The organism is Corynebacterium amycolatum, assembly GCF_016889425.1.
In the GTDB taxonomy this organism is placed as follows: Bacteria; Actinomycetota; Actinomycetes; order Mycobacteriales; family Mycobacteriaceae; genus Corynebacterium; species Corynebacterium amycolatum.
The window spans coordinates 1,971,460-1,985,436 of the sequence record NZ_CP069513.1 but is presented as its reverse complement, the minus strand read 5'-3'; the positions used below and the strand labels follow the sequence as shown (position 1 = coordinate 1,985,436).

Genomic DNA, 13,977 nt, shown 5'->3' with positions numbered 1-13,977 from the left:
TGTTGATTATTCAACCTTGCCGTGAGTCAACTTCTTATTGTAAACCAATTCTGAAAATCGCCGCCACGGGGCATGGCTTCAACCACGTGTCACGCCCGACGCGTAGCTACCAATCCCCACCCAAGAAATGAAACTGTTTAAGGGTAAAGCCCCTGGTCAGCTGCAAATGCGGCGCCAGCAATACCCGCATTATTATCCAAACTTGCCGGGACAACTGGAGTCTTACATGTCAACAGCGGAATCCACTTTTCGTGTTCGCGGCTGATTCCGCCGCCGACGATAATCCGTGACGGCCAAAACAGCGCCTCGTAGGTCCTAAGCACCTTGCTCACGCGCTCAGCCCACTCTTCGAAGCCGAGCCCCTCCACATCTTTAATTCTCGCGGATGCAAAGTGTTCGGCCTCCGTGCCATCGATGACGAGATGGCCTAACTCCGAATTGGGGTAGAGCAATCCGTCATGAATAAGCGCGGAGCCGATGCCGGTACCAAAAGTTAGCAACAACACGGCGCCAGTTTTATTGCCCGGATCGCCAAACTGGACTTCAGCGAGGCCGGCAGCGTCAGCGTCGTTAAGCACGTGCGCTTTGTTGTTGGGCAGATGTTTAGCGAAGAGCTCTTGGCAGTTCGTATTAACCCAAGAACCGTCAATATTGGCGGCCAGCAAGGCAATCTGATTATGTACGACGGACGGAATCGTGATGCCGACATCGGAATCCCACTGCGCAATGTCCACAATTTCCGCAATGGTCTTCGCAACCGCCTCCGGGGTTGCCGGCTGTGGCGTGAAAATCTTAATGCGGTCGCCAATAAGCTGCCCAGTATCAAGGTCCACGCGGCCACCCTTGATTCCAGAGCCTCCGACGTCGATGCCAAATCCAATTCGTTGTCCCATAGCTCAAATTGTACGAAACAGACACAATGGGGGCATGAGCATTAACTCGCGTGGCACCGAACAACTCGCTAGCAGGGCAGATAATAGGGGGTTTAGTGCACCGAATAGCCCCGGATCTGTGCGACCCAGCGTCAGGGAATTGCGCGATCGCGCGGTATTTATTGCCCGCGCAGCCGCGGCGCACATCGCCAGTCGTCGGGTCGAACTCGGCTCCGATGGCGTTTTAGCAAGCTCCGAAACGAAGTCCTCAGCTGTTGACCCGGTCACCGTCGTCGACCGTGAATCTGAGGAGCTCATTCGTTCGCTCATCAAGGCGTTTAGCAGCTCCGACCGTATTTTGGGCGAAGAAGGCGGGCTTGACGACGGCCCGGGCTCTCAAGCGCAAGCTACTGACGCGGCCGAAGCGGTGACCTGGATCGTAGACCCCATCGATGGCACAGTGAATTTCCTTTACGGATTGCCCAACTTTGCTGTGAGTATCGCCTGCGCCGTAGGCGATGAGGTCGTGGCGGGTGCAGTGGCAAATGTGTCCTCGGGAGAGATTTACAGTGCAGCAAAGGGAGAGGGCGCTCAGGTTTCTCGGCGGGACGGCACTGTGCAGACGCTTAGTTGTTCCCCAACGGCCGAGCTGGAAAAGACACTTGTGGCAACAGGATTCAGCTATTCCGCTAATCTCCGGCAGGTGCAGGGGCGGATAGCGTCGCAGTTGTTGGGGGAGTGTCGAGATATTCGGCGCATGGGATCGGCGGCGCTCGATTTGTGCATGGTGGCGCACGGCCGTGTTGATGCGTATTACGAACACGACATCAAGATTTGGGACTATGCAGCAGGTGCTCTGATTGCGGCTGAAGCAGGCGCAAGAATTAGGGTCCCGGAATTCACGCAGTGTGCCAACGCTGCTGGCCGGCCGGAGGGAGACCCGCTCGACTTCGGTGTCGGTGCGGCGAATCCTGAAGTTGCCGATGCGTTCTTCGAAGCATTGGATGGTGCGACCGCGAAGGCTAGGAATTAGGGGCGTCTGTCTAGGAACAGGTGCTCGAGCTTAATGAGCTTAACCCCTCTAGATCGGCTTGTTCTCCACGGTTCAATGCGGACAACGTTTCCTCAACCTGGCTGACTACTTCGAGGTCCTTAAACCCCTTACCCAACGACACATCGACGGTTGCATCCGGCCGACCATCGTGGATGAGCTCAAAACAGGGGAAAAGAGCGTGAAGCGCTGCGGCGTGGCCATTGAACTGCTCGCCATAACGCAGCTGGCCGAAGCAGCCGAGGTCTTGGTTTTCCACAATAGGGTCGTTGCCGTAGGGAACCTGCTCATCGAGAACAAAATCGAGTTGCCGCAATTGTTCGGCGACGGTTGTAGCCTGGCCGACTTTGCCGTTGGCGTTATAGACGCGCACATGAACATCCGACGGTGGAACGACGTGTTCTCCGATTAGCGTGGTGGAGGAAACAGGGGTGCCAGCTGCGGGGAGGGAACAGGGGACCGGATAACTGGCCGGTTGGCTGCGGAATGCCAATACCCACGACGTAGCGGCAATCACTACAGCTACGACGGAAACCACCACGTAGGGAACAATTTTTCGTCGATGTGATGCGCTCGAAGTGCTCGCGGGGCCTGAACTCATGACCATCATGTTATCCTCTCCTCGACTAATGGGCATAGAAATCTGTTCTGACCTGCAGAGATGACAGATAGCGTGAATTGCCTTAATATCCGCTGAGAAAGGCACTGGAGAGTACAGGGTGTCAATCGTCTCAACGCGTTGTATTCTCCGAGAAAAAGTCAGTTCACAATGTCTAGCAAAGGTCCAGAAAGAAGGTTTGGGACATGGCTGTAAACTACGATGCCCCGCGTACTCGTGAAACCGAAGAGCTGGAGACCGATTCCCTCGAGGGCCTTCAGGCTGCATCTGCTGAGAAGGAAATCGACGACACCGACGACGGCGAAATTGTCGAGCCGTTCGAGTTGCCGGTCGCCGACATCGCGGGTGAAGAATTCGATATGGATGTCGCCCCGAAGGGAGACGATGAATTCACCTGTGGCTCCTGCTTCATGGTCATGCACCGCTCGATGATTGCAATCGATAACGGCGATGGTTTCCCCATCTGCCAGGACTGTGCCTAATCCCCGCACAACTGGGATAACTTCCTAGGAAAAGGAAAACCGCCACTACCACGGTTATGGCGGCGCTGGGGTCGTCGGCAAGCGTGTAGCGGCGGTGAGAGATTGTGACCTAGCGGTCGAAGAGACTGTCAAGTAGTGCCTCGGGGCGGCGGGTGGAGACCAGCCAATAGGGGGTTGGGTCGTCTGGATCGTCGAGGACTAGCAGCACCATCGTGGGAATCCACGTGTGCGTAACCAGGAATGCTGCTGGATCGAGCTGACGGCCCAACGCATTGCGCTGCGCGGACTTCGGGACCACCAGGGATTTGGCAACGACCGATGCTGGCAAAACTGCCGTGCCAGCGTGAAGCCAGCGTTCACCAGTGCTGTCCACTTCCACGGACACCGTGGTCTTCGACATAGTCAACAGCACCCACACGCCTACGGCTAGACAAATAATGCCGCCGATGACAAGCCAAATCGGTGAACGGTTAAAGCCAATCTGAGCCGTGCATACGAAAACGGCAACACCGCCGAGTACCCAGAACCACCAGGGAACCCAGAGCTTTTCGGAATAGACAATCGATGAATCTCCGCTCGAGCTGATTGTTATTGCCGCACCTTCAGAGACGGATGCTGAGCTGTCGTCGCGACGAGGCTGCAGGTTATCTTTTCCACTCACGGTTATCCATTCTAGGGCACGGCTATGCTCGGTACTGACAAGGCCGAAGTGCGGTTCTTAAAAGACGCGACAGCGAAGGATATACGAAGAGATGACTTATGCTCCGGTGCAAGTGAAAAAGCTCACTAAAGACGCAGTGATCCCCCAGCGTGCGCATGCTGATGATGCCGGTGTGGATTTGAGCTCAGCGGAGGATGTCGTCCTAGCACCAGGGCAACGGGCACTCGTCGGAACCGGAATTGCCATTGCCTTGCCGGCGGGCACAGTGGGATTGGTTCATCCACGCTCCGGATTGGCTTTCAAAAAGGGGCTATCCATCGTCAACGCTCCCGGCACGATTGATGCCGGTTACCGTGGTGAGCTTAAAGTCTGCCTGATCAACTTGGATCCGACCAATGCGGTGGAGATCACCAAAGGTGATCGAATCGCACAGTTGGTTGTGCAGAAGGTCGAGCTCAGTCCGATGGTGGAGGTCGATGAACTCGATGAAACTGAACGCGGTGCGGGCGGTCACGGGTCAACCGGAGTGTCCACGACGCTTTAAAACGTCTCTGACAGCGCGGGGACCCCACCAAGTGTGGTTCAATGCGTGAAGAGCTCAATAAAGCGTTTACAAAGGTGTATACAAAAATTTCTTTTTAGCGAGGTGTCAATAAACCACCATGTGGCCATTTGGAAAGAAGAACCAGCCAGAAGAACCAGCTGCTGAGGCAGAGGCCGTTACCACCGACTCTGCGGCGCCAGCTTCTGAGGAAGCTACCGCAACCCTGCATGACGACGCGTCGGAAACCGCCGCGGAGAACGCACCAGCAAACGGCCCCTTCGATATCAGCAGCGCTAGCCCGACGCAGTTTGATTTTTCAGACTTCGCTAAGGCCAGCCTGAACCTCGGTTCGATGCTGCTGCCTATTCCTCACGTTGGTGATATTCAGGTGGAGATGGGGCCGACAGGTCCAACCATGCTGCACGTCGCCACTGAGCATGGTCGCGTAACTCCTGTAGCATTCGCTGCTCCGACGTCGGGTGGCCTCTGGGAGGAGTCCGCTCAGGAAATCAAGGACGGTCTTGAGTCCGATGGCCTCGATGTCCACGTTGAGCAGGGGCCGTGGGGTTCTGAGGTCGTTGGCCGCACCTCCGATATGGAGATGCGAATCATTGGCGCCGACGGCCCGCGTTGGATGCTTCGCATGACGGCCTCCGGTCCGGCTGATCGGGCGGAGGAACTTGCGGACCTCGCCCGCGGTCTCCTTGCCCGTAGCTTCGTCTCTCGCGGTGAGAACCCGATGCCGGCAGGTCAGCCGCTTCCGGTTACGCTGCCGTCCCAGATGGCGGAGCAGATTCGTCAGGCATACCAGCAGCAGACCCAGGCTGCTCAAGCTGAAGGTGAACCAGGGCAGGTGCCAGGCGCTACTGGTATCAACCCGGATGGTTCCACCAATTAGTTTGGTCAACCCGCCAGCACAGAGAAGCTAGCTGCTTGTCCAGTTAGAAAAGGATTTGCAGGCGCCACTGTGCGCTGCCCGCCGCCGTCACCCGACGGCGGCTTTTCTCTTGTCAGCGGGTAGTATCACACTGCGTGAACATCGAAGTGACTATTGACCGTCCCGCTGCCGGCGGAGAATTCATTGCCAGCTATGACGGACGTATCGGTTTCGTCACCGGCGGCATCCCCGGCGAACGCGTTGTTGTCGAAATTGCCAAACCTGATGCCAAGCTGTGGCGCGGCAATGTCGTTGAGGTTCTGGATGCCTCAGAGCATCGAATTTCACAGCGTTGCGAAGCAGCTCGGCAGGGCGCGGGTTGTTGCGACTGGGGTTTTATTGATCCTGAGCACGCGGCGCGTCTCAAGGTTGATGTCCTGACCGATTGCCTGCGCCGGCTTGGACGTTTCACCGCCGACGAACTGCCAGCTATCGATGTCCTTCCACTGGCTCCCACCTCCCGTTGGCGCACGCGCGTGCGGCTGGGCGTGGATTCCCAGGGACGAGCGGGGTTACGTCGTTCCCGTTCCCACGAGCTCGTCATCGGCTCCGAGTGCGTCCAAACAGTTCCCAATCTCATCGCTGGCTTTTCGACGGCCGGAACCATCCCCGTTGCTAAGCCCGCTAGCGGTCGAGGTCGCAAGAAGCCGAAGCTGGGAGAACTCCATGTGGCAATGGATGCCGAGGGTAACCGAAGCGCTGTGTACGTCTCCGGCAGTGGCCGGAATCGCAAGCAAACAGTGATTGAAGGCGAGCCAACCACACAGCACACTGTTCACGGCATTACTTTCGATGTGCCGACTACCGGTTTTTGGCAAGCTCATCGCTATGCTCCTGAGTTCTATGGCTCGCGCATCATTAGCCTGTTGGCCGGTCAGTCCTTCTCCTGTGCTTGGGATCTCTACGGCGGCGCAGGCGTTCTGGCGGCGGCGCTGCGCAAGCTAGTAGACGCTGAGGGATCAATTCTCTCTGTCGAGGGGTTTGCCGCGGCAGCGACGGCGGGGCGCAGGGCCTTCACTGCAGCTGATCACAGTGGGAATGCGACACCTGCGGCACCAGTTCGGTTCGTTACTGGGGATGTCACCAAGGTTGTGCGCCGCGAAGTTGCTAATGAGAAAACACCAAATCCGGATGTCGTCGTTCTCGACCCTCCGCGCTCCGGTGCCGGTAAGGATGCCATTGCCGCTATTGCTGAGGCCAAGCCACGCACGGTTGTACATTTCGGTTGCGATCCGGCGACTTTTGCGCGCGATGCCCGGTACTGGGCTGACCACGGCTACGCGTTCAAACACCTCGAGGTCGTAGACGCATTTGGCCTAACACATCACTTTGAAACCATCGCGGTGCTAGAGCAGCTGTAGCTAGAGTGGGTGCCGCATGGGCGCAAGGACGTTGGCGCCGATTACGTCGGCAAGCAAATGTGCCTGCCATGGGCGGAAACCCTGTTCGCTGAGGTGGGCGGAGATTTCTGTAACGGCTGGCAGGCCGCCAGCGTAGTTGTCGTGGTGGCGGAATACGAATGAGCCGACTGCGCGGCTGTGAATCCACCAAACAAGTTCACGTGTCTGCGCGGAAGTGATGAGTGTGTCTTTGCGCAGGTGTATTTGGGCACAGACGTTGTCGATGCAGTCTCGCGTGGTTTCGAAAATCTCGGCGGCTTGTGGGGCATGTTCAGCCCAACGCCGAAAGTGTGGCATCTCGTTGCGAGGCGGCTTTTGAGGCTTCGGCCATGATGACCTGGGTTCCTGACGGGCTTCATTAACGATCTTCAACCAAGCATCCGCAGCACCGCGACGGCGACGTGGAAATCCACGGATTGCAGTCAGCTCACGCTGCGTACCTGGGAGTTGTTCTGCGATTGTACGTAGAACGCTGTGCCCCATGATGTGTGTTGGGGAGACATCACGTTGCTGCGCGATTTCGTCACGCTCAGTCCACAGTGCACGGGCGACGTGGAGTTGTTCGGAAGTGCGCAGCTTCCCAATGCCTTTGAGTCCTTGCCACGAGTGTCCGACGTGTAGACCATCGAGGTATTTACGGTTGGTAGCGAGTTCGCGTTCGCATTCCTGCTCTAGCCATTCCAAACGGTCGAGCTCAGCTAGCGCCTGACAAAGAACCTCGGCGAGTTCGATAAGCAGCTCGACATCCAGGGCTGCGTAGTCCAGCCAATCCGCTGGCAGTGGACGAGTAGACCAATCCTCTCGACCGTGCCCCTTGGCAAGTCCAACTCCGAGGAGTCGTTCTGTCAGAGCTGCTAAGTTGACTCGCTCGAGTCCGAGAAGGCGACCGGCCAGCTCAGTGTCAATGACTTTGGTGGGGTAGAGGCCCAGGGCTGCGAGGCAGGGAAGGTCAGAATGAGCTGCGTGAATAATCCAGGTCAGGTCGTTGACTGAGGAACCGAAAACGGCCATCGCCTTGCGCCCGTCTTCGGGATCGATGAGAAAGGTGCCCGCTCCACGGCGGCGAAATTGAAGCAGGAAGGCGCGGTCATCGTAGCGATATGCCGAAGCTCGTTCAGTATCGACTGCGAGCCAACCGTGTCCTTTGGCTAGCTGCTCACCGGCGTCAATAATTTCGTCGATGTCGGAAAGCACGCGTGGAGTTCCCTCGGCGGGGGCAAGTCTTACCTCTACGTCGGGACTAGTTTCCACGTCGGAGCTCATCGCTCGCCTCTTCGGTCGTCGGTATCAGCAGTTGCCAGTATCAGCCCAGCAGGGATACGCCGACGGGTGGCAGACCGGCGACGTTCGCTAGTACCTGAGCGAAGGATTCAACGTGAGTGCGCAGGTCGGTACCACGAGCAGTCCACGATGCGCGCATTTCTAATTGAAAGGCCTGTGGCTTGCCACCAATCTCGCCGTAGCGGACAGAGTTCGTAGTTGTCACCGTGCCACCCAAGTTCGACAGTTCGGCGTTGTTCTCAGCCAGAGCCTCGGTGAGCCATTGCCAGGCAACCTGGGGAAGCAGCGGATCTTCCGCGAGGGAGGCATCCATATCTGCCTGGATGTATGCAACCAAGCGCATGTCACCGTCCCAGGTTTCCTCACTGCGGGGGTCATGGAGCAAAATTAAACGACCAAAGGCATCATCGTCCGAGGACTCGGGGACAATATCAGCTTCGGGCTGCGTGACCTCAAGCGAGACAGCGTGGCTAAACGGTGCCAGCTTCTGCGGTGGCCGAACGGTGCCCAGAGCAATCTCAGGTCGCAGTTCAGCAGAGTGCATTGACTCGACCGCGGCGCGGAAGTTCTGTGGCGTTGAATCGGTTCCATTCACGTGCCTGAACTTAGCCATATGACGCTTGCGTTAGTGGGAGGCGCGCCGAACAGAGCGGAAAGCGACCAAACGCTTCGCCGAAAACGCACAGCAGGGCGAGCGATTTCCCTGTTCTTAGTACCCCACACATTAATTTCTAAGGTAAGTGGGGCATGATTGTCGGTATGAACAATCGTCGCACTTTGACTGATGCCCCGATTCTTGATGCAGCTTACGGTCGAACTCCTTCGCGCCGCCCGGTGTGGTTTATGCGGCAAGCCGGTCGTTCACTGCCTGAGTACCGTGAGGTGCGCAAGGACATCGGTATGTTGGACTCCTGCTTCCGTCCGGAACTGCTCGCTGAGATTACTATGCAGCCGGTACGTAGGCACGACGTTGATGCTGCGATTCTTTTTTCCGATATTGTCGTGCCGCTGAAGGCCGCGGGTGTCAACCTGGATATTGTTCCTGGTCGCGGTCCAGTATTGGATACTCCGGTGCGCTCAGAATCAGACATCAAGGCGCTACCGGAAGTCACAGAAGAGCAACTCGCTCCGGTGGCCGAGGGTATCGGCCTCATTCTGCAAGAGCTGACTGATACCCAGGCACTCATTGGTTTCGCCGGTGCACCATTCACCTTGGCATCGTACCTGATTGAAGGCGGTCCATCCCGCAATCACGAGCGCACTAAGGCGCTGATGCACTCGGACCCTGAATTGTGGGGTCACCTGATGCAGAAAATCACTCCGATGGTGATTGCTTTCCTGCGCGCGCAGATTGGCGCTGGCGTGGACGCTATTCAGCTCTTCGACTCCTGGGCTGGCTATCTTACCGAGCGTGATTACCGCCGCTTTGTGTTGCCGTACTCGAAGCAAATCTTCCAGGCCTTCGCCGACGTCGGCATTCCGCGCATCCACTTCGGTGTGGGGACCGGCGAGCTTCTCGGTGCGATGGCTGAAGCCGGCCCAGAAGTCATGGGTGTCGACTGGCGCGTGCCACTGGACGTTGCTGCCAACCGCATTCGTGCCACGCTTTCCGACGTTCACCGAGGCGCAGACCCGGCGCAAAACAGCCTTGCATTGCAGGGTAACCTTGACCCGGCGATTCTCTTTGCCGGTGAAGCTGCAATGACCCAAGAGATCCAGCGCATCTGTTCTGAAGCGGACCGTGCAATTAAGCGTGGTGATGCCCGTGGACATATCTTCAACTTGGGTCACGGGGTGCTACCGAATACCGATGCCGACGCGATTACGCGCGCCGTTGAAATCATTCACGCAACGTAATAGCCGACGCAACAGGCGTGTAAAACACGCACTAGCTAATTTTCTACAAGTCTTATCGACCGTGCCCGCTCGAGGGGCGGGCATAGAGAAAGCGTACGAAATACCGTGGTTGCACAACCTTCTACCATTGCCGTCGTAGGTGGCGGTATCTCCGGCCTGACCGCAGCGTATGAGTTGCGTAAAAAGCTCGGACCCGCCGCAAGAATTATTGTCATCGAGTCCAGTGCACAGGTCGGCGGCAAGCTGAAGACTCGACCAGGAGCTAACGGCCCTCTTGAAGCGGGCGCTGAGGCGTACCTGGCATTCCGTCACGATGCCACCGAGTTTTTCAAGGAACTCGGTTTGGCGGATCAGCTAGTCGCCCCTTCGGGGTCGCCTTCCAAGCTCTACATTGGCGGTGAGCTCAAGGACCTTCCGCGCAATACGGTCACCGGTATTCCAGGAAGCTCAGAGGGGTTGGGCTATCTCCTCAGCGAGGCCACCCTCGCCAAGATTGATGCTGAGTCGAACCCCGAGCTCACTCCAGCCTTGCACTGGGTACTGGGCGACGACATGAATGTCGGCCAGCTGGTCGCGGCGCGTCTCGGTGAAGAAGTGGTTGACCGCATCGTCTCCCCGCTGCTCGGGGGCGTCTACTCAACCACCGCATACAATCTGGGCCTGCGTGCGACCATCCCACAGCTGGCGGCAGCGCTTGATGAAATTGCCAGTGTCGGTGATCATGTCAGCCTCACCGGCGCTGTCCAGCGCGTTCTGGAAGCACGTAAGCAGGCGCAGCAGGCGCGTCTGAGCAGTGAGGCTGCGACAGACTCTGCGAAGACGAAGCAACCGGTAGTCTTCCAAACGTTCCGAGATGGCTTCGAGGTCCTCTACAACACGCTTGCCGACGAATCGGGAGCCGAACTCCTCTTGTCGACGAAGGCTGCTGGCTTGCGGCAGCATGACAATGGCTTTGAGGTGACAGTGGAAGCGCCGTCGGAAAGCGGCACGAGCGTTAACACGATCGACGTCGACGGTGTTGTCCTGGCGGCACCTTCTGCAACCACATCAGAGCTGTTGAGCAGCCTTGCTCCAGAGGCGGCAGAGCTTATCGGTGGGGTAGACACGTCGAACTCGGCGGTGGTCGGTATGTGTTTCGACACATCGGACGGACTGCCGGAGATCAACGGCGTGTTGTGTGAGATTGGTGCGGACCTGTCCGCGAAAGCTTTCACAGTGTCGTCCCGAAAGTGGCCACATATTGGTGAGCGCTACGGTGCCGTTGTGAGGGCAAGTTTCGGCCGTTTTGATGATGACTCGCACGTGCATCGCAGCGACGAAGACCTCATCGCCAGGGCAAAGGCGGATTTGGCTAAGGCGACTGGCTTTGATGCTGAACCGACAGCGGTTTTCGTCCAGCGTTGGTGGGCAGGGATTCCACGCTTCGATATGGGGCATGGAGGTTTGATGGATTTTGCTCGCCACGAGTTGGACGAGGTGCCTAAGCTTGCAGCAACAGGGGCATGGCTCAGTGGCCCGGGCATTCCGGAGTGTATTTCCAACGCCAAGGCTGCGGCTAACAAGATTGCTGCGGAGCTGGGATAAAGCTGCGAGATTGGTGCTGAGTACGAAACTGGCGCCGAACCATTGAATTTTTGAACAGACTTTTCAACCGAACTAGGAGAGAACTGATGACCAAGCTCGATTACAAGAAGCTCAACGACACCATCCGCTACACCATGTGGTCTACCTTCAAGGTGACCCCGGGCGCACTCGGAGAAAACCGCGAAGAGGCAGTGGCTAAGACCAAGGAATTCCTGGCTCGTTACGAAGACACCGATCTGATCATCCGTGGTTTCTACGACGTTTCGGCCATGCGTGCTGAAGCTGACTTCATGTTCTGGATTCACGCAGAGAAACTGGAAGATCTGCAGGCGTTCTACAACGCTTTCCTGCGCGAGACTCCGCTGGGCCAGGCATCCACCCCGCACTGGTCGAACGCTGCGCTGCACCGTCCAGCTGAGTTCAATAAGTCGCACCTGCCGTCGTTCATCATGGGTGAAGAGCCAGGACGATGGATTGCGGTTTACCCATTCGTCCGTTCCTACGACTGGTACCTGCTGGAGCCAACCGAGCGTCGCCGCATCCTTGCTGAACACGGTATGGCCGGTCGTGACTACCCGGATGTGCGCGCCAATACTGTCCCGGCGTTCGCACTCGGCGACTACGAGTGGATCCTTGCATTCGAGGGGCCGGAGCTCGACCGCATTGTGGACTTGATGTGGAAGATGCGTTACACCGAGGCTCGTCTGCACGTCCGCGAAGAGATTCCGTTCCACACGGGCCGTCGCGTCGATGACATCGCGGAGATTATCAACGTTCTGCCGTAGCCCGTGCAATCTACGAGAAAATCAGCAGCGCCGCTGGTCAAGCCCCGTTAACTGACGGGATTGTGACCAGCGGCGCTGTTTCTTTATCCGGTTATTCAGCCGTCTTGTCCGGTTCCAGCGTGAGTGAAATTGAATTGATGCAATAACGCAGGTCGGTTGGAGTATTGTATCCCTCTCCCTCAAAGACGTGGCCGAGGTGAGACTTGCAACGACTGCACAGCACTTCGGTGCGGACCATACCGAGGCTCGTATCTCGTCGCTCAATAATGCGGTCTCCTGCTAGTGGAGAGAAGAAAGATGGCCAACCGCAGTGAGAGTCGAACTTCTCGTTCGAGCGAAACAGCTCGTAACCACAAGCCCGGCAGCGGTATACACCTTGAGTTTTAGTATCGGTGTACTCACCGGTGAAGGCGCGTTCAGTACCTGCCTGACGCAAAACCTGGTACTCTGCGACACTGAGGAGTTCGCGCCATTCTTCTTCGCTTAGATTCCAGTCTTCGCTATGCGAATTATCCATTCTGAATAGCCTCCTCAGACTTGAGATCAGATTCCTGATTAAACTTCCCGCCTGCGATCTTCCAGTCACCCAGCCAGCTGAAGCCGGATGCAAAGCTACGCCCATTGACGGCATCCACAATCGTCATTCGAATCAGTGCTGCCGTGATGGAGAGAATAAGAACGGCCCATCCAATACCGCCGATTGCAACCGTGAACCACGGGAAAAATAGGTCATCCTCATCAATCCACCAATTGGCGTAGAAGAAACAGAGTACGACTCCGAGTCCTGCGCCCCAATTCAACATGACAGTCGAACCAATATTTCCTTCATTGTCGCAATCCAAAACCAATGGGCGAAGCACGGTGAGAACCATTGGCAAGAGCGTCATCGAGTAGTACTGCTGTCCTAGGCTGGAAAGGAAGAACGCGCCGGTGAAGAGAACTCCGGAAGTTGTAGCAATCCAGAATTTCTCATCCCTTTCGAGCCAGCGAAGAAGGAGAACGACAGATACCAAGACAAAAATGCCGAAAAAGATTTGCCACAGCAAGATCAATGTCGGGTGGGCACCCAGCCAAACAAGCTGCCCAGTCAGTGAAGCATTCGCAAAGTCACGGACAACTCCCAGGTAGGGGATAGTGATATCTAGGTAGTCACGTGGTTGGACCATGAGCGGCCACGCAACGGCATTGGCTGCAATTACCACCCCGATACTGGTCAGTATCGTAGAGAACTGCCTGCGCATGAACGGTAGGAACAGCATTGGCAAGAATACGGGCTTGATAGTGATTGCGATACCGATAATCAGGCCGGCCAGGATATTGCGTCGCTCGGTCAGTGCAATAAAAAACAGCACTAATGCAAGGAACAGTGAACCGTTGACGTTCGTAAAATCAAGCGTGTTGGTAACGGGTTCCGTGAGGTAAAGCAGTGCTATCGACGCTGGAATGATGGGGCCAGAGCGCGCAATACCAAGCCACCTGAGTAGCAACACAATTGCCGCAATGATTGCAGCTGACTGAAATACCGCAAACCAGATTCGGCCCGATTCAAGCGAGCCGAACAAATCAATCGGGGCTAAAAGTAGGGTAGCGCCTGGGGAATACAGATAGTGCGGATCGGCTGTTACGTAGTCTTCCGAATAAACGGGTACCTGCGACACGAATCGATTAATTGCTGACCAGACCGTCGTAAAGTCATCTGTGCCAGACACGTCTTTCGGCAAAACCCAGGTGCGGTGAAAAATTACCACAGCTGCGATAGGCCACAAGAAAGCGCTGAGTCCTCGCGACACCTGCCGAGACAGAGGGCGTGGAGCCACCGAAGGTGTTCCTGGCGTGTCCTTGGACGTTTGCGTTAATGCCGTTGCGCTTGCGCTCACGTCGATTTTTGGTTTACTCACAATACT

At 56.7% G+C, this 13,977-nt stretch carries 15 protein-coding genes; 8 read left to right on the top strand and 7 right to left on the bottom strand.

The window, feature by feature from the left end:
- Nucleotides 1-137: 137 nt before the first annotated feature.
- Entirely contained in the window at nucleotides 138-893 is a 756-nt protein-coding gene (gene ppgK / locus I6J19_RS08720; protein WP_038628835.1) for a polyphosphate--glucose phosphotransferase, read from the bottom strand.
- 118 nt (nucleotides 894-1,011) lie between these two features.
- Between ppgK and I6J19_RS08715 the strand changes: the two genes are divergently transcribed.
- Nucleotides 1,012-1,905, top strand: a complete 894-nt coding sequence (locus tag I6J19_RS08715) for an inositol monophosphatase family protein (protein ID WP_049181526.1) — start codon at nucleotides 1,012-1,014, stop codon at nucleotides 1,903-1,905.
- 10 nt (nucleotides 1,906-1,915) lie between these two features.
- Here the strand turns inward: I6J19_RS08715 and I6J19_RS08710 are convergent, their stop codons facing one another.
- Nucleotides 1,916-2,524, bottom strand: coding sequence for a LytR C-terminal domain-containing protein (locus I6J19_RS08710; RefSeq protein ID WP_158407486.1), 609 nt, complete (start codon nucleotides 2,522-2,524; stop codon nucleotides 1,916-1,918).
- Between the two features lie 203 nt (nucleotides 2,525-2,727).
- Between I6J19_RS08710 and I6J19_RS08705 the strand changes: the two genes are divergently transcribed.
- Nucleotides 2,728-3,024: a DUF4193 family protein gene (locus I6J19_RS08705; RefSeq protein WP_038628842.1), complete on the top strand. Its 297-nt coding sequence runs from the start codon at nucleotides 2,728-2,730 to the stop codon at nucleotides 3,022-3,024.
- 109 nt (nucleotides 3,025-3,133) lie between these two features.
- On the opposite strand, the gene I6J19_RS08700 is transcribed toward I6J19_RS08705, so the two are convergent.
- On the bottom strand, nucleotides 3,134-3,610 hold the full coding sequence (locus I6J19_RS08700; RefSeq protein ID WP_038629599.1) for a DUF3093 domain-containing protein: 477 nt from the start codon (nucleotides 3,608-3,610) through the stop codon (nucleotides 3,134-3,136).
- A 166-nt stretch (nucleotides 3,611-3,776) separates the two neighbouring features.
- Between I6J19_RS08700 and dut the strand changes: the two genes are divergently transcribed.
- From dut to I6J19_RS08685, 3 genes are all read left to right on the top strand, one after another.
- On the top strand, nucleotides 3,777-4,229 hold the full coding sequence (gene dut, locus I6J19_RS08695) for a dUTP diphosphatase (protein WP_038628845.1): 453 nt from the start codon (nucleotides 3,777-3,779) through the stop codon (nucleotides 4,227-4,229).
- A 118-nt stretch (nucleotides 4,230-4,347) separates the two neighbouring features.
- Nucleotides 4,348-5,127 carry a DUF3710 domain-containing protein gene (locus tag I6J19_RS08690; protein WP_038628848.1) on the top strand — a complete coding sequence of 260 codons (780 nt, stop codon included), beginning with the start codon at nucleotides 4,348-4,350 and terminating at the stop codon, nucleotides 5,125-5,127.
- 134 nt (nucleotides 5,128-5,261) lie between these two features.
- The gene (locus I6J19_RS08685) at nucleotides 5,262-6,527 is read left to right on the top strand and encodes a class I SAM-dependent RNA methyltransferase (protein ID WP_038628851.1); all 1,266 of its coding nucleotides are present in this window, start codon (nucleotides 5,262-5,264) and stop codon (nucleotides 6,525-6,527) included.
- On the opposite strand, the gene I6J19_RS08680 is transcribed toward I6J19_RS08685, so the two are convergent.
- Together I6J19_RS08680 and I6J19_RS08675 are read right to left on the bottom strand one after the other, a co-directional pair.
- A complete protein-coding gene (locus tag I6J19_RS08680) occupies nucleotides 6,528-7,829 on the bottom strand; it encodes an HRDC domain-containing protein (protein WP_049181522.1) in 1,302 nt (433 codons plus the stop codon).
- Nucleotides 7,830-7,869: 40 nt separating this feature from the next.
- On the bottom strand, nucleotides 7,870-8,460 hold the full coding sequence (locus I6J19_RS08675) for a DUF3000 domain-containing protein (protein ID WP_038628853.1): 591 nt from the start codon (nucleotides 8,458-8,460) through the stop codon (nucleotides 7,870-7,872).
- A 134-nt stretch (nucleotides 8,461-8,594) separates the two neighbouring features.
- On the opposite strand from I6J19_RS08675, the gene hemE reads away from it, so the two are divergent.
- The 3 genes from hemE to hemQ all read left to right on the top strand — a co-directional run bounded on the left by hemE (nucleotide 8,595) and on the right by hemQ (nucleotide 12,073).
- On the top strand, nucleotides 8,595-9,704 hold the full coding sequence (hemE, locus tag I6J19_RS08670; protein WP_038628855.1) for a uroporphyrinogen decarboxylase: 1,110 nt from the start codon (nucleotides 8,595-8,597) through the stop codon (nucleotides 9,702-9,704).
- 105 nt (nucleotides 9,705-9,809) lie between these two features.
- Entirely contained in the window at nucleotides 9,810-11,288 is a 1,479-nt protein-coding gene (hemG, locus tag I6J19_RS08665; protein WP_187402580.1) for a protoporphyrinogen oxidase, read from the top strand.
- A gap of 86 nt (nucleotides 11,289-11,374) precedes the next feature.
- On the top strand, nucleotides 11,375-12,073 hold the full coding sequence (gene hemQ, locus I6J19_RS08660) for a hydrogen peroxide-dependent heme synthase (protein ID WP_016422664.1): 699 nt from the start codon (nucleotides 11,375-11,377) through the stop codon (nucleotides 12,071-12,073).
- A 91-nt stretch (nucleotides 12,074-12,164) separates the two neighbouring features.
- On the opposite strand, the gene msrB is transcribed toward hemQ, so the two are convergent.
- Both msrB and I6J19_RS08650 read right to left on the bottom strand, forming a co-directional pair.
- The gene (gene msrB / locus I6J19_RS08655) at nucleotides 12,165-12,590 is read right to left on the bottom strand and encodes a peptide-methionine (R)-S-oxide reductase MsrB (RefSeq protein WP_016422665.1); all 426 of its coding nucleotides are present in this window, start codon (nucleotides 12,588-12,590) and stop codon (nucleotides 12,165-12,167) included.
- The gene (locus I6J19_RS08650) at nucleotides 12,583-13,971 is read right to left on the bottom strand and encodes a glycosyltransferase family 87 protein (RefSeq protein WP_224792280.1); all 1,389 of its coding nucleotides are present in this window, start codon (nucleotides 13,969-13,971) and stop codon (nucleotides 12,583-12,585) included. Before I6J19_RS08650 ends, msrB begins: the two co-directional genes overlap by 8 nt.
- Nucleotides 13,972-13,977: the final 6 nt, after the last annotated feature.